Annotated in this window: 12 protein-coding genes and 2 pseudogenes; 6 read left to right on the top strand and 8 right to left on the bottom strand. The window is 68.8% G+C overall.

The window, feature by feature from the left end; genetic code table 11:
• Positions 1-32 precede the first annotated feature (32 nt).
• Genes AB0903_RS28815 through ngcE form a run of 3 tightly spaced genes read right to left on the bottom strand, consistent with a single transcriptional unit; the run spans position 33 to position 3,378 of the window.
• A complete protein-coding gene (locus tag AB0903_RS28815; RefSeq protein WP_366707651.1) occupies positions 33-956 on the bottom strand; it encodes a carbohydrate ABC transporter permease in 924 nt (307 codons plus the stop codon).
• Positions 957-967: 11 nt separating this feature from the next.
• Positions 968-1,891, bottom strand: a complete 924-nt coding sequence (locus AB0903_RS28810; protein WP_366707650.1) for a sugar ABC transporter permease — start codon at positions 1,889-1,891, stop codon at positions 968-970.
• Between the two features lie 41 nt (positions 1,892-1,932).
• On the bottom strand, positions 1,933-3,378 hold the full coding sequence (ngcE, locus tag AB0903_RS28805) for an N-acetylglucosamine/diacetylchitobiose ABC transporter substrate-binding protein (RefSeq protein ID WP_366707649.1): 1,446 nt from the start codon (positions 3,376-3,378) through the stop codon (positions 1,933-1,935).
• Between the two features lie 504 nt (positions 3,379-3,882).
• Between ngcE and AB0903_RS28800 the strand changes: the two genes are divergently transcribed.
• The 3 genes from AB0903_RS28800 (at position 3,883) to AB0903_RS28790 (ending at position 8,947) form a co-directional block, all read left to right on the top strand.
• Positions 3,883-7,722, top strand: a complete 3,840-nt coding sequence (locus AB0903_RS28800; protein WP_366707648.1) for a GH92 family glycosyl hydrolase — start codon at positions 3,883-3,885, stop codon at positions 7,720-7,722.
• Positions 7,723-7,913: 191 nt separating this feature from the next.
• Entirely contained in the window at positions 7,914-8,744 is an 831-nt protein-coding gene (locus tag AB0903_RS28795; protein WP_366707647.1) for a helix-turn-helix transcriptional regulator, read from the top strand.
• A complete protein-coding gene (locus AB0903_RS28790; protein WP_366707646.1) occupies positions 8,741-8,947 on the top strand; it encodes a DUF397 domain-containing protein in 207 nt (68 codons plus the stop codon). The genes AB0903_RS28795 and AB0903_RS28790 overlap by 4 nt, the downstream gene beginning before the upstream one ends.
• 100 nt (positions 8,948-9,047) lie before the next feature.
• Here the strand turns inward: AB0903_RS28790 and acnA are convergent, their stop codons facing one another.
• A complete protein-coding gene (gene acnA, locus AB0903_RS28785; RefSeq protein ID WP_366707645.1) occupies positions 9,048-11,765 on the bottom strand; it encodes an aconitate hydratase AcnA in 2,718 nt (905 codons plus the stop codon).
• A 566-nt stretch (positions 11,766-12,331) separates the two neighbouring features.
• Between acnA and AB0903_RS28780 the strand changes: the two genes are divergently transcribed.
• Positions 12,332-13,063: a hypothetical protein gene (locus tag AB0903_RS28780; RefSeq protein ID WP_366707644.1), complete on the top strand. Its 732-nt coding sequence runs from the start codon at positions 12,332-12,334 to the stop codon at positions 13,061-13,063.
• 741 nt (positions 13,064-13,804) lie between these two features.
• On the opposite strand, the gene AB0903_RS28775 is transcribed toward AB0903_RS28780, so the two are convergent.
• Together AB0903_RS28775 and AB0903_RS28770 are read right to left on the bottom strand one after the other, a co-directional pair.
• Entirely contained in the window at positions 13,805-14,668 is an 864-nt protein-coding gene (locus tag AB0903_RS28775) for a DUF2690 domain-containing protein (protein WP_366707643.1), read from the bottom strand.
• On the bottom strand, positions 14,665-15,462 hold the full coding sequence (locus tag AB0903_RS28770; protein ID WP_366707642.1) for a peptidoglycan-binding protein: 798 nt from the start codon (positions 15,460-15,462) through the stop codon (positions 14,665-14,667). Before AB0903_RS28770 ends, AB0903_RS28775 begins: the two co-directional genes overlap by 4 nt.
• A gap of 302 nt (positions 15,463-15,764) precedes the next feature.
• Between AB0903_RS28770 and AB0903_RS28765 the strand changes: the two genes are divergently transcribed.
• Positions 15,765-16,229 (top strand): hypothetical protein, encoded by a 465-nt coding sequence (locus AB0903_RS28765; RefSeq protein WP_366707641.1) that lies wholly within the window; start codon positions 15,765-15,767, stop codon positions 16,227-16,229.
• A 107-nt stretch (positions 16,230-16,336) separates the two neighbouring features.
• Here the strand turns inward: AB0903_RS28765 and AB0903_RS28760 are convergent.
• Both AB0903_RS28760 and AB0903_RS28755 read right to left on the bottom strand, forming a co-directional pair.
• Positions 16,337-16,462, bottom strand: a pseudogene (locus tag AB0903_RS28760) (DALR anticodon-binding domain-containing protein); the annotation flags it as partial.
• Between the two features lie 4 nt (positions 16,463-16,466).
• Positions 16,467-16,700, bottom strand: a pseudogene (locus AB0903_RS28755) (hypothetical protein); the annotation flags it as partial.
• Positions 16,701-17,327: 627 nt separating this feature from the next.
• Here AB0903_RS28755 and AB0903_RS28750 point away from each other — a divergent pair.
• A partial coding sequence (locus AB0903_RS28750) for an ALF repeat-containing protein (RefSeq protein ID WP_366707640.1) occupies positions 17,328-18,691 on the top strand: 1,364 nt, incomplete at its 3' end.

The raw sequence follows: 18,691 nt of genomic DNA, 5'->3' as shown, positions 1-18,691 counted from the left end.
TGCCCGGGGGTGACGACCATCCGAAGGCGGCGCTACTTCAGGGCGCCCGCCGTGAGGCCCGACTGGACCTGGCGTTGGAAGATCGCGTAGACCACGAGGACCGGCAGCATCGCGATCATCATGCCGGCCATCAGCGCGCCCCAGTCGTTCTCGTAGCCCTGCTGCAGCGCGAGCGTCGCCAGGCCCTGCGTCAGGACGTACTTGTCCTCCTGCTGGTTGAGCACCATCGGCAGCAGGTACTGGTTCCACTGGCCAAGGAAGTTGAAGATGCCGATGCTGATCAGGCCGGGCTTGGCCATCGGCAGCATCACCTGGAAGAACGTCCGGCTGTGGGACGCGCCGTCGATCAGCGCCGCCTCGGCGATCGACACCGGGAGCGTGCGGAAGAACGAGGTCATGAAGAAGACCGTGAACGGCAGCGAGTAGGCGATGTAGACCAGGATCAGTCCGTGGTACGTCGCCAGCAGGGAGCTGCCGGGGAAGTCCCGCATGACGAAGAAGAGCGGGATGACCAGCATGAAGACGGGGAAGGACATGCCGGCGACGAACAGGTAGTAGATGAACCGGTTGCCCGGGAACTCGAAGCGGGCCAGTACGTACGCGGCCATCGAGCCGAGGACCATCGTGCCGACGACGCTGCCGCCCACGATGACCGCGGTGTTGATGAAGTACTGGCCCATGTTCGCGTCCTCCCACGCGTTGGACCAGTTCTCCCAGTGCAGGACCGTCGGCAGGCCCCAGGGGTCGGTGAGGATGCCGCTGCTGTCCTTGAAGGCGCTCCACGCCACCCACAGCAGCGGCACTCCGACCATCAGGCCCCAGAGGATCAGGATGCCGTGGGAGAAGACGTTGAGGACCTGGCCCTCGGAGGAGCCGCCCTTGGCGGGTGGCCGGGGCGCCGGGGGTTCGCCGGGCGTGTCCTGCTTGGCCACCGCTTCGATCTCGTCGGTCGTCATCCGCGCCACCCCTAGTACTCGATCCGCTCACGCCGCGCGAAGCGCATGGTGAGCACTGCGAAGGTCATCGTGACAATGAGCATCGCGACGCCCATGGCGGAGGCATAGCCGAACTGGCTGTCGCGGAAGGCCGTCAGATACAGCCGCAGCGGCATGACGTCCGTGGCGCCGTCGGGGCCTCCCATGTTCACCGACATGATCTGGACCAGGGCGAAGGCGTCCAGCGCGATGATGCCCATGTACACCCAGCCGGTCTGGACGGTGTCCCACAGCAGCGGGAGGGTGATCCTGAAGAAGGTGTGGAAGCGGTTGGCGCCGTCCAGCAGCGCCGCTTCGTAGACGTCCCGCGGGACGGAGGCCATGGCCGCGGAGAAGAGGACCACGAAGAAGCCGACGTGGCCCCAGACCATGACGGCGCTGATGCACCAGAGGGCGAGGCTCTTCTCGCCGAGCCAGGCGTTCTGGAGGGCGTCGAGCCCGATCGCGCCGAGGAGGGAGTTGAGCATTCCGTCCTGCGGGTCGGGGTTGTAGATGTTGAACCAGATGACCGCGATGATCGCGATGGAGATGACCTGCGGGAAGAAGAAGACGAACTTGTACGTCTTCGAGCCGGCCACTCCGGTGATGACTTCGTTCTTCCGGCGTTTTCCGCCGACGTTGAGCATGAAGGCGAAGAACATGCCGAGGCCGAGGGTGACGACGGGGACGAGCGCCAGCATGTAGACGTTGTGGCGCAGCGCGTTCCAGAAGTCGTCGTTGTCCCAGAGCCGCTGGAAGTTCTCCAGGCCGATGAACTCGGCCGTTCCCACGAGCCCGGACCAGTCGGTCATCGAGATCTGGAACGCCTGGACGAAGGGCGAGATCACGAAGATCGCGTAGATGATCAGGGGCAGGGCCAGGAAGCCCACGATGAATCGGTACTTGCCGTGTTGCACTGTTGCTTCCCGGCCCTTCCCTCGGAAGCCGAACTGTCAGGTCAGGCGGTGCGCTTGAACTTGTTCACCGAGTCGTCCTTGGCGACCTTGTCGGCCTCTGCCTGGGTCTTCCTGATCCAGTCGGCGGCCTTCAGTTCACCGGTGAGCAGCTGGCCGGTGAGTCCGCCGATCTTCTCGTCGGTGAGGGCCGGGTACCACTCCTGGAGCTGCAGGCTGATGAGGTTGTCGCCGGCGTCCGCGAAGACCTTGCTGGCCGAGGCCAGGCCCGGCGAGAGGGACATGCCCTCGGTGGCGTCCATGACGCAGGTCAGGGACTTGACCTTGGTGGCGAAGTTCTGCGCGTGCTTCTTGGAGAGCATGATGCGCAGCAGCTCCATGCCGCCGATCGGGTTCTTGCCCTTGGAGGCGACGATGTACGGCTCGCTGGGCTCGCCGCGCAGGGTGCCGTGGGGCATCTTGTCGCCGGTTCCGTCGAAGAGCGGACCGACGGACATGCCGAAGTCCTCGGGCGTGGTGGGGGCCGACTCGTTCTCGACCCAGGAGCCGTTCGGGAGGAAGACGGCCTTGCCCTTGTTCCAGGCGGTCTGGGACTGGATGTGGGTCAGGCCCTGGCTGCCTTCGAGGAAGTACTTCTTGGCGGCGAGCTCCTCGTAGTGCTCGATGACCTCCCTGACCCCGTCGTTGGAGGTCCAGGCGTTCGGCTCCAGGTTGTCGATCGCGATCCACTTCTCCATGCCGCCGATCTTGGCGATCTGGGCGAAGAGGTTGAAGTGCACGTAGTACGGATACTTGCCGGGGTACGTCCAGGGGGCGATGCCGGCCTTCTTGATCTCGCCGCAGAGCTTCACCATCTCGTCGAGGGACGTGGGGTAGGCCCAGCCCTTGTCGTCGAGCAGCTTCTGCGAGTACCAGGTGCCGTAGATGGTGAAGGCGTAGTAGAGCACGTCGAACTTGTCGCCGTGCTTGCCCTTCTCGATGGTGCTGGGATGGATCGTGTCCCTGACCTTCTTGGCCGGGTCGTCCATCGAGGGGGCGTCCAGCAGCACGGTCAGGTCCTGGAGCTGGCCCTGGGTGGAGAGCTGGTTCATGTTGAGGTGGTCGGCGCCGGAGTTGTCGATGACGTCCGGCGGGTTGCCGCCCGCGAAGCGCGGGGTCAGCTTGGGGCCGACCTGCTGGGTGCCGGTGTGCTTGACCTCGGCGCCGTAGGTGGCCTTGTAGTCGGCCTCCGCGTCCTTGGCGTACTGGTCACCGAGGCCGCCCTTGAAGATGAACGCCTCGAGCGCGGCGCCCTGCTTGACGCCGAGCGGGTTCTTCTCGGACTTCTCGCCGGTGGGGGCCTTGGTCTCCTTGTCGCTGCCGCCGCCTCCGGTGGCGCAGGCGGAAAGGAAGCTCATCGTCGGAATCGTGAGCAGGCCGAGCGCGGCAGAACGCTTGATCAGACCGCGACGGCCGACGCCCTCGTTGTCGTGGGCGGGGGTGGATCCCATGCTCAAGTCCTCGCCTTCTCCAGGACTCAGGCGGTGTACCGGTCACCCGTCCGTCTCGCCTCAGGCGAAGGGTCCCGCCACCGCAGTCAGTTGCTGTGTTCTCCCGTGGGGGAGACTCAAGTCGAAGCTCGGGTCGTGCACGTCTGACAGCGGGAACCGCTGCGGTCGGCGGCCGCGTGCTGCGCACGTGCCCGTCGCCCTCGTCCCCCCTGGCCCGCCACAGGAAACAGCTGTGCGGACGCCGACAGGTATAGTCCACTTCCCGCCGAGTGAGCAAGATCAAATGCAAGGTTGGGTGGCCATCTTTCCCGAGTTGAGACCTCGGCGGCCGGGAACCTCCGAAATCGACCCGGCGGCCACAGCATTCTTCGCGGAACGTCTGATTCCGACCGGCGCGCCCCGCCAACGCCCTTGACACCGTATGGCACTTGCCTCCCTACTGGAGCCTGCGCCTCGCACCTGACAACGTTGTCCAACGCGATTTTCCCTGGAGGACGATCCGGGATGCAGCCCAGAAACAGACTCCGGCACCGACAGATCAATCCGGTCACCCTGGTGGTGACCGCTTGCATGCTGGTGTTGACGGCTCCTTCCGCCGCCATCGCCCTCCCTCCCCAGTCCGGGCAATCGTCGTCGCCGGACCGGGAATTCAGGTCATCATTCGAATCGGAAGAAGCCCAGCCCGACTGGCGCAATACCGTCGACGTCACCGCCGGTGGTGAGAAGCGCTCGTCCGGTGTCGACGGAGGCTTCGCCGGCGGAATTCCGGGCAATGTCACCGACAAGGTGATCGAGCTGCGCGCCAGCGACGAGAACACCGGCGCGGGTGAGACCAAGGAGAACCTGGTCGACCTGCTGCCCGGCAGCAAATGGCTGGGGTTCGAGGCGACCGCCTGGATCGAGTTCGACATGGACGAGCCGGTCGGGCTCGCCATCTACGCACTGACCTCCGCCAACGATTTCGCGAACCGCGACCCGAGGGACTGGACGCTCAAGGGCTCCGCCGACGGCGAGAGCTGGACGGTCCTCGACACCCGCTCCGACGAGACGTTCGCCAAGCGCTTCGAGACCAGGACGTTCGACATCGGTGACCCGTCGGAGGTGACGGCGTACGCCCACTACCGCCTGGAGATCACCAGGAACAACGGCGCGTCCGACGCCACCCAGCTGGCGGACGTCCAGTTCTCGAACGGGGACACCGGCACGCCCGCCCCCGACGACATGCGCACCCAGGTCGACCGGGGCCCGAGCGGCTCCCCCACCGCGAAGGCCGGCGCCGGCTTCACCGGCAAACGCGCCCTGAGGTACGCGGGCACCCACAAGCCGGACGGCCGGGCCCATTCGTACAACAAGGTCTTCGACGTCGACATCGCCGTCCGGCGCGACACCGAGCTGTCCTACAAGGTCTTCCCCGCGATGGCGGAGACGGATCCGAACTACCCCGCGACCAATGTCTCGGTCGACCTCGCCTTCACCGACGGCACCTACCTGAGCGACCTGCCGGCCACCGACTCGCACGGCGGTCCGCTGACCCCCCAGGGCCAGGGCGCCGCCAAGCGGCTGTACGTCAACCAGTGGAACGCCGTCGCCTCCGGTATCGGCACCGTCGCCGCGGGCCGGACGGTCGACCGGATCCTGGTGGCGTACGACTCCCCGAAGGGCCCGGCGGAGTTCCAGGGCTGGATCGACGACGTCACGATCGCGCCCAAGGCACCCGAGAAGCGGCTCGCCCACCTCTCGGACTACGTTTCCACGACCCGCGGCACCAACTCCAGCGGCTCGTTCTCCCGGGGCAACACCTTCCCCGCCACCGCCGTCCCGCACGGTTTCAACTTCTGGACGCCGGTCACCAACGCCGGTTCCCGGAGCTGGCTGTACGAGTACGCCCGCGGGAACAACGCGGACAACCTGCCCACCGTGCAGGCGTTCAGCACCAGCCACGAGCCGAGCCCCTGGATGGGCGACCGCCAGACCTTCCAGGTGATGCCCTCCGCCGCGGCCGGCACCCCGGACACCTCACGTTCGGCCAGGGCCCTGCCCTTCCGCCACGAGAACGAGACGGCCCGCCCGCACTACTACGGCGTCACGTTCGAGAACGGCCTCAAGGCCGAGATGACACCCACCGACCACGCGGCGATGATGCGCTTCACCTATCCGGGGGACGACGCCAGCGTCCTCTTCGACAACGTCACCCGGGAGGGCGGCCTCACCCTCGACCCGGCGACCAGGTCGTTCACCGGCTACTCGGACGTCAAGAGCGGCCTGTCCACGGGCGCCACGCGGCTGTTCGTGTACGGCGTCTTCGACGCGCCCGTGACCGACTCGGCCTCCGAAGGCGTCACCGGGCGGCTCCGCTTCGACGCGGGCAAGGACCGCACCGTCAACCTCCGGACAGCCACCTCGCTGATCAGCGTGGACCAGGCGAAGAAGAACCTCGCCGACGAGATCCCGGCCGGCACCCGCTTCGAGAAGGTGCGCGCCACGGCGCAGCGCGCCTGGGACCGCATCCTGGGCAAGGTCGAGGTCGAGGGAGCCACCCGGGACCAGCTGGTCACGCTCTACTCCAGCCTCTACCGGCTCTACCTCTACCCCAACTCGGGTTTCGAGAACACCGGCACCAAGCGGAAGCCTGTGTACCGCTACGCCAGCCCGTTCTCGCCGATGACCGGACCCGACACCCCGACCCGTACCGGCGCGAAGATCGTCGACGGCACGGTGTACGTCAACAACGGCTTCTGGGACACCTACCGCACGACCTGGCCGGCGTACTCCTTCCTCACGCCGAAGAAGGCGGGCGAGCTGGTCGACGGCTTCGTCCAGCAGTACAAGGACGGCGGCTGGATCTCCCGCTGGTCCTCCCCCGGCTACGCCGACCTGATGACCGGCACCAGCTCCGACGTCGCCTTCGCCGACGCGTACGTCAAGGGCGTCGACTTCGACGCGGAGGCGGCGTACGAGGCCGCGCTGAAGAACGCCACCGTCGTGCCGCCGTCCTCGGGCGTGGGCCGCAAGGGCATGGAGACCTCGCCGTTCCTCGGCTACGCCTCCACCTCGACCCATGAGGGCCTGTCCTGGTCGCTGGAGGGCCACCTCAACGACTACGGCATCGCCGAGATGGGCCGGGCGCTGTACGAGAAGACCGGGAACCCCCGCTACAAGGAGGAGTCCGACTACTTCCGCAACCGGGCCCGGAACTACGTCACCCTCTTCGACCGCGAGGCCGGCTTCTTCCAGGGCCGGAACCTGAAGGGCGACTGGCGGGTGCCGAGCGGGCAGTACGACCCGCGGGTGTGGGGATACGACTACACCGAGACCAACGGCTGGGGCTACGCCTTCACCGCCCCGCAGGACAGCCGCGGTCTCGCCAACCTCTACGGCGGCCGCGCCGGGCTCGGCGAGAAGCTCGACACCTACTTCGCCACGCCCGAGACGGCGTCGCCCGAGTTCGTCGGCTCGTACGGCTCCGTCATCCATGAGATGACCGAGGCGCGCGACGTCCGGATGGGCATGTACGGCCACTCCAACCAGGTCGCCCACCACGTCACGTACATGTACAACGCGGCCTCGCAGCCGTGGAAGACGCAGGCGAAGGTCCGCGAGGTCCTGTCCCGCCTCTACACGGGCAGCGAGATCGGGCAGGGCTACCACGGCGACGAGGACAACGGCGAGCAGTCGGCCTGGTACCTCTTCTCCGCGCTCGGCTTCTACCCGCTGGTCATGGGCAGCGGCGAGTACACCGTCGGCTCTCCGCTGTACACCAAGGCGACCGTGCACCTGGAGAACGGCCGCGAACTGGTCGTGCAGGCTCCGAAGAACAGCGCGGAGAACATCTACGTGCAGGGCCTGAGAGTCAACGGCAAGAAGTGGAACTCCACCTCCCTGCCGCACGACGTGCTCGCCAGGGGCGGCACGCTGCGGTTCGACATGGGCCCGGAGCCGTCCACCTGGGGTACGGGCGAGAACGCCGCCCCGGTCTCCATCACCCAGGACGACGAGAAGCCCGCGCCGCGCCGGGACGTGCTGCGGGCGGACGGTCCGCTCTTCGACAACACCTCCGGCACGTCGGCCGCGTTCACCTCGGTCGAGCTGCCGGCCGCCGCGGCGGCGAGGGCCGTGCAGTACACGCTCACCTCGGCCGCGAAGGACCAGGCTCCCTCCGGCTGGGTGCTACAGGGTTCCGGCGACGGGACGTCGTGGACGGACCTGGACGAGCGGTCGGGCGAGTCCTTCGACTGGGACCGGCAGACCCGCGTCTTCAGTGTGGCGGAGCCGGGTTCGTACGAGCACTACCGGCTGGTGGCCACGGGCGAGGCGACGCTCGCGGAGGTGGAGCTGATCGGCTGACGACGGCCGGTCCGCGCATACCGGCCGCGGCGTTTCCGGCCCCCTTTCGACCGGACGCACCGCGCCGAAGGACCGCACTCCGCCGAGGAGTGCGGTCCCCGCGTTTCCGGCAGGCGCCCGGACGTCACCCACTCGTGTCGACTTTCCCGCAGACGCACACGGCGGGCCACCGGCTGGCTACGCTCGCGTCCATGTCGCAGCCGAAGGAACTGGACCCCTACAACAACCCGCGGGCCTTCTACGGCGCGGAGTTCCGCCGGCTGCGCGAGCGTGCCGAACTGTCCCAGGAGCAGCTCGGGGAGCGGGCGTTCTGCTCGGGCTCGTACGTCGGGCAGTTCGAGGCGGCGTCGCGCAGACCGCAGCTGGAGCTCTCCCAGATGTTCGACCGGTTGCTGGGCAGCGGTGAGCATCTCCAGCGGTTGTGCCGCCTCGCCAGGAAGTCGAACGTGGCGGACTACTTCGCGGACGCGGCGGAGTTGGAGCGCCGTGCCAGGACCATCTGCGAGTACGCCCCCGTCCTGGTGCCGGGCCTGCTGCAGACGGAGGAGTACGCCCGGTCCATCACCCGCACGGCGAACCCGTTCGCGCCCCAGGAGCACGTGGAGGATCTGGTCCGCGCGCGGATGGACCGGCAGCACATCCTGGACGGCCCGGACGCGCCCGTGGTCTGGGAGATCCTGCACGAGGCGGTGCTGCGGGCGCCGATGGGCGGCCCGGAGGTGATGCGCCGCCAGATCGAGCATCTCGTCGAACTGGCCCGGCGAGAGCGGGTGGTGCTCCAGGTGCTGCCCTTCTCCGCCATGGCGGAAGCGTTCATGGACAGCATGGTGTCCGTCATGACCTTCGCCGACTCCCCCACCGTCGTCTACACCGAGGGTGCGGGCAGCGGACAGCTCATCGAGGATGCGGCCCTGGTCGAGCACAGCGCACGGGCATACGATCTCGCCAGGGCCGCCGCCCTGTCACCGGCGGCGACCCTGAAGCTGCTCGCGTCGATGGCGAAGGACTACGAGAACCCATGAGCACCCCACAGGATCTGAGTCAGGCGGTCTGGCGGAAGTCGTCCTACAGCGACGGAACCGGCGGTAACTGCGTCGAGGTCGCTGACGGGCTCCCCGGTGTGCTGCCGGTGCGGGACAGCAAGGTGCCCGACGGGCCCGCGCTGTTCTTCTGCCGGGCGGGCTGGGGCGCCTTCGTCACCGCCGTCCGGCACGACGAGTTCTGACGCGCCGCGCCGGGCCGTCGGCCACGCCGAAGGGGCCGCACTCCCCCGCCGGGAGTGCGGCCCCTTCGCATTGCGCCCGGCCCGTCAGCCGTGACTGCGCCTAGCCACGAATGAGGTTCCGCAGCACGTACTGCATGATGCCGCCGTTGCGGTAGTAGTCCGCCTCACCGGGGGTGTCGATGCGGACGACCGCGTCGAACTCCACACCCGTGCCGGTGGTCACCTTGACCGTGCGCGGCGTGGTGCCCTCGTTCAGCTCGGTGACGCCGGAGATGGAGAAGGTCTCCTCACCGGTCAGGCCGAGAGCCTCGGCGGAGCCGCCCTCGGGGAACTGCAGCGGCAGGACGCCCATGCCGATGAGGTTCGAGCGGTGGATGCGCTCGTACGACTCGGCGATGACGGCCTTGACGCCGAGGAGCGCGGTGCCCTTGGCGGCCCAGTCACGGGACGAGCCGGAGCCGTACTCCTTGCCCGCCAGGATGACCAGCGGGGTGCCGGCGGCCTGGTAGTTCTGCGAGGCGTCGTAGATGAACGACACCGGGCCGTCAGCCTGGGTGAAGTCGCGGGTGTAGCCGCCCTCCGTGCCCGGCGCGATCTGGTTGCGCAGGCGGATGTTGGCGAAGGTGCCGCGGATCATGACCTCGTGGTTGCCGCGGCGCGAGCCGTAGCTGTTGAAGTCGCGGCGCTCGACGCCGTGCTCCGTGAGGTACTTCCCGGCCGGGGTGTCGGCCTTGATCGCACCGGCCGGGGAGATGTGGTCGGTGGTGACCGAGTCGCCCAGCTTGGCCAGCACACGGGCGCCGGAGATGTCGCCGACCGGGGTCGTCTCCATCGTCATGCCCTCGAAGTACGGGGGCTTGCGCACGTAGGTGGACTGCGGGTCCCACTCGAAGGTGTTGCCGGTCGGGATCGACAGCGCCTGCCACTGGGCGTCGCCCGCGAAGACGTCGGCGTAGGACTTGTTGAACATGTCCTCGCCGATGGCGTTGGCCACGACGTCGTTGACCTCGGCCTCGGTCGGCCAGATGTCCTGGAGGTAGACCGGCTTGCCGTCCTGGTCGACGCCCAGGGCGTCCTTGGTGATGTCCACCTTCATGGAACCGGCGAGGGCGTACGCGACGACCAGTGGCGGCGAGGCCAGGTAGTTCATCTTGACGTCGGGGTTGATCCGGCCCTCGAAGTTGCGGTTGCCGGAGAGCACCGAGGTGACGGCGAGGTCGTGCTCGTTGACGGCCTTGGAGACCTCGTCCGGCAGCGGGCCGGAGTTGCCGATGCAGGTGGTGCAGCCGTAACCGACCAGGTTGAAACCGACCTTGTCGAGGTACGGGGTCAGGCCCGCCTTGTCGAAGTAGTCGGTGACGACCTTGGAACCCGGGGCGAGGGTGGTCTTGACCCACGGCTTGCGGGTCAGGCCCTTCTCGACCGCCTTCTTGGCCACCAGCGCGGCGGCGACCATGACGTACGGGTTCGAGGTGTTGGTGCAGGAGGTGATCGCGGCGACGGTGACGGCGCCGTGGTCGATCTCGTAGGTCGAGCCGTCGGGGGCGGTCACGGTGACCGGCTTCGACGGGGCGCCGTTCGGGGTGTTGGCCGGGGCGTCGGAGGCCGGGAAGGACTCCTTGCCCGCCTCGTCCACGTCGTCCACGTAGTTGCGGACGTCCTGGGCGAACTGCTCGGCCGCGTTCGCGAGGACGATGCGGTCCTGCGGGCGCTTCGGACCGGCGATGGAGGGGACGACCGTGGAGAGGTCGAGCTCCAGCTTCTCGGAGAAGTCGGGCTCGGCGGCCGGGTCGAGCCAGAGGCCCTGCTCCTTGGCGTACGCCTCGACCAGCGCGACCTGCTGCTCGTCGCGGCCCGTCAGGCGCAGGTACTTCAGGGTCTCGTCGTCGATCGGGAAGATGGCGGCGGTGGAGCCGAACTCCGGCGACATGTTGCCGATGGTGGCACGGTTGGCGAGGCTCGTCGCCGCCACACCCTCGCCGTAGAACTCGACGAACTTGCCGACGACGCCGTGCTTGCGCAGCATCTCGGTGATCGTGAGGACCAGGTCGGTCGCGGTCGTGCCGGGCTTGAGCTCACCGGTGAGCTTGAAGCCGACGACGCGCGGGATGAGCATGGAGACCGGCTGGCCGAGCATCGCGGCCTCGGCCTCGATGCCGCCGACGCCCCAGCCGAGCACACCGAGGCCGTTGACCATGGTGGTGTGCGAGTCGGTGCCGACGAGGGTGTCGGGGTACGCCTGGCCGCCTCGGACCATGACCGTACGGGCCAGGTGCTCGATGTTCACCTGGTGGACGATGCCGGTGCCGGGCGGGACGACCTTGAACTCGTCGAAGGCGGTCTGGCCCCAGCGCAGGAACTGGTAGCGCTCCTTGTTGCGGCCGTACTCCAGCTCGACGTTCTGGCCGAACGCCTCGGCGGTGCCGAACTTGTCGGCGATGACGGAGTGGTCGATGACCAGCTCGGCCGGGGCCAGCGGGTTGATCTTCGCCGGGTCGCCACCGAGCTCCTTGACGGCCTCGCGCATGGTGGCGAGGTCGACGACACAGGGAACACCGGTGAAGTCCTGCATGATCACGCGGGCCGGCGTGAACTGGATCTCCTGGCTGGGCTGCGCCTGGGAGTCCCAGCCGCCGAGCGCCCGGATGTGGTCGGCGGTGATGTTCGCGCCGTCCTCGGTACGGAGCAGGTTCTCCAGCAGGACCTTGAGGCTGTAGGGGAGGCGCGCGGCGCCTTCGACCTTGTCCAGCCTGAAGATCTCGTACGAGTCGTCGCCCACGCGCAGCGTGCTGCGGGCGTCGAAGCTGTTCGCCGACACGACAGTCTCCTTCATCAATGTGCGCGTACTACCTCAATGCTGCCGCCACGGCTGCTCGCCGATCCGCTAAGGTAAGGCTCAGTTAGGTAACCCTTACCGATTGGCGGCTTGCGGTACGCCTTCGGCAGATATCTCGATGTCGAGATAACTCTAGTACATGACCGCTGAGAGGTCATGCCCGGAGCCCCTGTTCTGTCGCACCGAAGGTTGAGCATTCTCAGCGAAAGTTGAGTGGCTACGGGCCGGGGCCCGGGCCGGCACGAGGGCTGTGGTGTCCTCGCGACAGCCGTCCTCTCGGAACTGAGGGTTCTGAGACGGGGTCCTGAGAGGCGTTCCTGCCCTGCGGCCCGCATGCAAGATCAGCCTCACCGGGCTGCGCTGACGCCCCACGACCGATGCGGGTCCCACGTGTCATCACCTTGAGTAGCGTAAGCGCCGCATAATGTGTCGGTCAGGTGTCTGCGCCGTCGGTCATCACGATGTGCTGGGCTCTGCCCCGCCTACAACATCCGGGACAGCCACGGTCCGCAGAACCCGGCATATGCCGTCAGCGGTAAGGGAGCGCAGTGAGCGACAAGGAACCGAAGCTGATCTACGGCCAGGGGGCCGAGGCGTGCCCCGAGGAGAACTTCTGTCTCTACCGGGCCAGTAACTTCAACGCGGGCCAGACCCCGGGGCGTGGCGACAAGATCCTGGCCATTCCGATGGGTGCGTACATCAACGACTTCTCCGAGTACGGGTTCGACCACAGCGGTGACGGGGTGAGCGCCGTCGTCAACAACACGGTCGAGGACAACGCGCTCTTCTCGGCCGCCAACCAGCAGGGGCATTCACTGCCGGTGGACCGGGGGACCTCGATCGCGAACCTGCGGCACATCCCCATGGCCGGGAGTCCGAACGGCTCCTGGAACGACCAGGCCCAGTCCGCGCTGGCGTCCCGCTTCATCGGGAACCTGCGCGTCGACCAGGAACTGCGCGGCCACTGGGCGCAAGCACCGGGGCACGTCTACTCCTACCGGCTCACGATGCACGCCGAGGACACCCGCGTCATGAAATGGGCCGTGGGCTTCGGCGACCTGCCGGAGGGAACCTCACTGTCCAAGAGCTTCACCGACGCCTTCTGGGGCGAGATCCTCCGCAACGGCACCGACGGCGCCGTCCTGCTCAGCTCCCCCCAAGGCGGCGGACACAGCGTCGATCCCGGCACTGCCCTCCCCATCGACATCCAGGTCATCTACCCCGACGAGAACCCCGCCTACGAACGCCTCACCGGCCTGAACGCCCAACAACTGGGCTGATCCGACACCAGCCCACACCGAACTCCCCCGGACGGCCACGTCCGGGGGAGTTCGGTTCCCGACCGGCACGCCGGTGCGGGCCAGGTCCCGACACAGGGCCTCGTGCGTGCGCCGAACGCGAAAGCCGCAGCCACTCAGCCTTCGATGAGATTGCTCAGTCTTCAGCGCGACAGGACAGCCCCTGATGTCTCGCCTCGGCGAAGTCGGTCGCCGCAGACGCCGCTGACTCGGTGGACTGGATGGGCTGAGACAGCCGTCGGCCCGGGACGCCCCGCTCGCCGGGGATGCCCCGTCCCAAGCGAATTTGGTCCCTGTTCTCAGACGATCCGGTCCGATTCGCTCGTCGTCTCAGACGATCCGGTCCGATTCGCTCGTCGTCTCAGACGATCCGGTCCGGTGGCGCTACTCATGTCACGCGAGACCTCGAACCGCACGGCGATGAAACCCCGGCGTCTCGCCTCGCCTCGCTGAGCATGGACAGGTCGTCTCACGGATCTGCGCGGGGCGGCCGTCCAGTCCCATGTTCGGTGGCTGTGGCCGAGGACGGGCCACTCACCGGGGTGACTCGCGTCCCGCTCCATGCGGCTTGTCCCACGGCATCGGCGACGGTCGCGTCATGGATGGGTTGCAGGTCCTGACCGCACCGACGGCGCGGTCACCGGGCAGAAGCCGACCGACGAGGCGGAGGCCCGCCGCGTACGGGCGGAGGACTCCGGCAGCGACGTGCCCGAGGACCTGACGCTACCGAGATGAGGGCGGCCGGGTCGCCGGGGCGGCCTGGCCCACGCGGGCCTCGACGCACTCCCGTTCGCCGTCTGCCGACGCGGGCCAGAAGCAGGCCCGGACCGTGCTGCCGGGGCGGGCCGCAGCCATCTCCGTGTAGACGTACGTTTCCGCGTCGGCCCTGCCCTCGATGCGCACGTCGTGGGACGGGCCGCCCGCCGTGACCTCCACCCGGTCACCGATCCGGGTCCCCCACGTCCGGGCCCAGCTCGCGCCGCACTTCTCGCTGTGTCGCAGCTCCACGTGGGCGCCGGTGGCGGTGCGGTACGTGGTGAGGGTGTCGGGCCCGATGCCGCAGGCCAAGCGCATCGGATCCCGGCCCTCGCAGGCTTCTCCGTGACATTGGGCGGCAAGAGAGTACGGGGCGGAGGCCGCCGGCGGTTCGGCCTCCGGGGCATCCCGGTCCGGCAGCAGAACGAACACCAGCGCCACCACCACCACCCCACAGGCGAGCAGGGTGTACATCGACGCCGGCACCACCATGAGCCTGCCCCTGCGGCCGCGCTGCCGCCCGGTCTCGGGAGCCCGTGGCGGTTCCTGCGGCTGTGGTCGCGGCTCCTCGGCGGCAGGGGCCGCCGCCGCGCGTCCGCTCCAGTCCGACTCTGCGATCTCCCACAGGGCCAGCAGCCGTCCGTCCGGTTCGTTCGCGACCCGGCACAGCTCCCGTACGGCCTGATGAGGAGGCAGGCTCTTGCCGTTGAGGTAGCGCTCCCACGAGGACTTGCTGTAGGGCGTGCGTTCCGACAGTGCCGCCAGGCTCAGACCCGTACGGGCCCGCAGCTCCCGCAGCTCCGCGACCAACCGGGCGTGTTCGGTGGTCACTTCGGCGCTGCCTCCCGCAGGGCCTTCCAGGTGTGCGGGCCGACGACACCGTCCACGACCAGCTCCTCCCGTGTCTGGATGCGCTGGACCGCGCGCTGCGTCTTCGGGCCGAAGACGCCGTCGATGTCCCCCGGCGAGATGCCCGCCCTGCGCAGCAGGCACTGCGCCTCGGCCACGTCCTGCCCCACGTGGGTGTACGCCAGGATGGTCTCCGTGGTGCGGCTCAAGCCTGCGTACCAGCGCCCGTCACGCTGCTCCAGCCGGCAGGTGTAGACGACCGGTACCAGGGACTCCGACACCGTGGCCGGGGCCGCCGCGCCCGTACCGGGGCGGGCGTCCGCGAGTTCGGCGCGGGCGTCGGCGAGCCGCACGGCCAGCACGAACACTGCGGAGACGGACAGCACCAGGGCCACTGCTCCCGCCGTGACCGCGGCGTGCAGGTAACGCCCGTACGGCTCCTGCTCCGTGGGCGTGTGCGCCGACGCCGCCGGGGCGCTCTCCGAAGCACCGGCGGTGGCCACGCGTCCCTCCGCCCAGCGTTCGGCGGCGGTCTCGTGCAGCGCCAGCAGTCGGGTCGGATCGTCACTGCCGATTCGGGCCATCGCTTCGACGGCCTCCCGGGGCGGCAGTGACCTGCCGTTCAGATATCGCTGCCACGACTTCGCGCTGTACCCGGTCTTCGCGGCCAGTTGCCAGGTGCTCAGTTCGCTGCGGTCCTTCAGTTTACGCAATCGCACGATCAACTGCTGGACGTGTGGATGCAGTTCGGCCGGCAGCTCTTTCCAACGCGACATGTCTCCCCCGCTCGCGTTCAGGACCGCTGGTCCGGTCCCGCGTGTCCCGGTCTCATTCTGCATCAGCCGTCACACGGAACGGGAGACCCCGCCCTGGCGCAGAATTCGCCCGTCCCCGCTCGTGAACGTCCCGCCGTAGCGACTCGGCGGGCGGCATCCCAGCAGGTCAGCGTGTGGGACGTCCCGGGATGAGGTCACTTCTGCACCAGCTGTGGCCGGACATCGCGCCGAACCCGCAGTCTCGTCGCGGAGCCGGCCGGTGCGGTCGGCTCCGCCCATGTCACCTCACCCGGAGCGTTCTCATGAAGCTGAACAGAAAGCCAGCGACGACCCTGCTCGCCGTCGGCCTGGCCGCGAGCCTCACCCCGCTGACGGCCTCCCCCGCCTCAGCCGCCAGCATGCACGGCTGCTCGTACCCGCGCGTGTGTCTGTACGCGGGCACCTACTCCGGCGGCAGCCTCATCGGCTGGTTCCGGGACACCTACTACCAGAACCTGCCGACCGCCATACGGAACGAACCGGACTCGGTCGTCAACACCCGTAACGACGACTCGGTCTGGCTGATCGACACGGGCGCCTCCCCGGACGCGTACATCTGCATCCCGAAGAACAGGGCCGTGAACCTCGGCAACTACAACCACCCCAACGGCACCACCTGGGCGAACGACGTCGACACGATCAAGATCTGGGGTGATCCCGACAACGGGTTGTGCAGCGGCGCCAATGCGGTGCGGCAGGGCCGCATTCCCGACGGCTGGCGTCCCTGACACACGCGGCCGTTCCACGAACCGCACCACGGCCCGTCCTCCCCACTGTGTTTTCCGCGGTCCTGCGGAAGGGGACGGGCCGCGCTCGTGTCTCTGCGGGTGTTCCGGAGCCGCTCGGGCGCCTCGATGCCCAGCAGGGTCATGCCCCGGTGCAGCGTGCGGGCCGTGACGTCGCGCAGCAAGAGGCGGCTCTCCGCCTGCTCGGGCGTCTCGGCCTCCAGGACCGGGCTCTTGACATCAGTGTGGCCGGCCGGGCCGTCTGCTGGTCGCAGCCGTGTACTCCCGGTTTGTTGCCGAGCCGGAGCCTCGGCCGTTGACCAGTGTGCGGTCGAGGAGGGGTGGCAGGCGGTCCCAGTGGCGCTCCAGTCCGGCGCGGTCGAAGGCGCCGGTGTCGGACATCGTGAACCCGTGCACGATGCCGGGGCAGATCCCGGAGGTGTAGTCGACCTTCGGCACCCCGGACCGGTTCAACCGGGATTCCCGGCGGCCCGCCGGGTTCGCGGGGGCGCCTGGCCGCCGGTGCCATCGGCGCGGACGGCGCCGGCGATCAGGAGGTTCCGAGGGCGGGATATCACCAGGGATTCCTTCCAGGAAGCGACATGCGGGCGCAGACGAATACCGCCCGACCGGGAGAAGGCGGCCGGCGTCGTCGTCATGCCGGTTTCGCCCGCCGAGAAGGACCGGAAATCACCGCCGGTACGGTGACACGCACGCGGGCTCCAGGCATTTCGCCCGGTCGGCACGATTCCCCCTCGCACCCGGAGCGAGCTCCGGCAAAGCCGCCTGAAAGCTCATCTCCCGGCCGTTCCGGCCTCCGGCGGCGATCGCACGACACCAAGCCGTCAGCCAGGAAGGAACTCGCAGTCGGCCCGCGCACAAAGGACCCTGACGTGTCGTCACCAAAGGTGCGTGTGTGGCTTGTTGCCGCCGCGACCACTCCGGCGGCGCTGCCGGTGCGTAATGGTGCGACGTATCCTCACGGAGGCTAAATCCCCTTCTTGGACCGCGCATTGGCCGGAAATGAAAGGTTCATCCCTCTTGATAAAGCGATACAGAACCCGGACCGGTTCATTCCGGATACCCGGGGCCAATCGCCGCGTGACCGGAGCGCAGAATTCCGTGCGGGCCCTCTGCGTGGCCCTTCTCCTCTCGCTCGTCGTGGGACTCCTCGGTACCCCTGCCCTGGCGGTGCCGACGGCCGAGTCACCCGATCCCGGCGGACCGACGAGTACCGGCCATATTCCGGACACTTTGCGGGGAGAGGTCCTGCGGGCTTGGAAGCTGGGCGGGCCCGGCGTGAAGGCAGCCGCGGAAGCGGCGCTGCTGGGCTCGGACGCACAGGTGCGCACGTTCCTCGACAGCGAACGGGTGGCCGCCGAGCTGGCTGACGCCCGGGTGGCCACCGTACAGATCTTCTCGGCCGGCGGCCGGGGCGTACGGGAGGCTGCGCAGCAGGCGCTGGCGGGGTCGGCCGCGGACCTGGAGACCTTCCTGGAGTCGGGCTGGCAGGCGCCGCTGGAGCAGGACCAGCAGGTCCGCGCCACCCAGATCATCAGCGCCGGCGGGCCGCAGGTGAAGCAGGCCGGTCAGGCCGCCCTGAACGGCACCGCCGAGGACGTGCAGCGCTTCATCACCGACGGCCAGTACGACGCCCGGCGCAACGACGAGCGTGTGGAGGTGGTGCAGCTCCTCTCCACGGGCGGGCCTGCCACCCAGGAGGCCACACGCACGGCGCTGAACGGTACGCCCGAGGACGTGACCGAGTTCCTGGAGGTGGGCCGGCATGTGGCCCGGGCTCGCGACCAGGAGCAGGCCACCATCGAGGACCTGGTCAAGCTGGTGGAGGAGTCCGGCCGGCTGGCCCGGGTGGAGACCGAGGCGGCCAAGGAGGCTTCCGCGCGCGCCATCGCTGCCACCAAGCTGGCCAAGGAGGCCGCGCAGAAGGCCGCCGCGGAGACCGCAGCGGCCAAGAACGACGCGACCAAGGCATCCAACGCCGCCGGCCGGGCCGCCGACGCGGCCCGCGGTGCCGCCAAGGCGGCCCAGGAGGCGATCAGCGCGTCCCGTGCCGCCAACACGTCGGCACGCATCGCGGCCAATGCCGCCGCCCAGGCGGCCTCCGCGGCCGCCGCCGCAGCCCAGTCCGCCGCGGGGGCCCGCAATGCCGCCGCGGCCGCCGCCACGGACGCGACCAAAGCCTCGGCCGCCCGCAAGGCCGCCGAAGGCGCGTACGCCGCGGCCAAGGGCGCGGAGACCGCGGCCAAGGCGGCCGACCACGCGGCGACCGCCGCCGATGAGGCCGGCAAGGCCGCCTCGGCCGCCGCCGGTGCGGGTACCAACGCCGACCTCGCCGCCGCCGCGGCCCAGGCGGCCAGCGGTCACGCCAACGTCTCCAGCGAAGCAGCCCGGACAGCAACGTCCCGAGCCAAGGCTGATCTTCGACGATCCGCTGGACCAGCAAT

This window comes from Streptomyces sp. NPDC048389 (genome assembly GCF_040706335.1).
Taxonomy (GTDB): Bacteria; Actinomycetota; Actinomycetes; order Streptomycetales; family Streptomycetaceae; genus Streptomyces.
This window is presented reverse-complemented; position numbering and strand designations above follow the sequence as displayed.

What these genes read in the sequence shown, in the direction of transcription:
- AB0903_RS28815 (WP_366707651.1), bottom strand. Translation starts at nt 956, where the DNA reads ATGACGACCGACGAGATCGAAGCGGTGGCCAAGCAGGACACGCCCGGC.
- ngcE (WP_366707649.1), bottom strand. Translation starts at nt 3,378, where the DNA reads ATGGGATCCACCCCCGCCCACGACAACGAGGGCGTCGGCCGTCGCGGT.
- AB0903_RS28770 (WP_366707642.1), bottom strand. Translation starts at nt 15,462, where the DNA reads ATGTCGCGTTGGAAAGAGCTGCCGGCCGAACTGCATCCACACGTCCAG.
- AB0903_RS28795 (WP_366707647.1), top strand. Translation starts at nt 7,914, where the DNA reads ATGTCGCAGCCGAAGGAACTGGACCCCTACAACAACCCGCGGGCCTTC.
- AB0903_RS28800 (WP_366707648.1), top strand. Translation starts at nt 3,883, where the DNA reads ATGCAGCCCAGAAACAGACTCCGGCACCGACAGATCAATCCGGTCACC.
- AB0903_RS28790 (WP_366707646.1), top strand. Translation starts at nt 8,741, where the DNA reads ATGAGCACCCCACAGGATCTGAGTCAGGCGGTCTGGCGGAAGTCGTCC.
- AB0903_RS28765 (WP_366707641.1), top strand. Translation starts at nt 15,765, where the DNA reads ATGAAGCTGAACAGAAAGCCAGCGACGACCCTGCTCGCCGTCGGCCTG.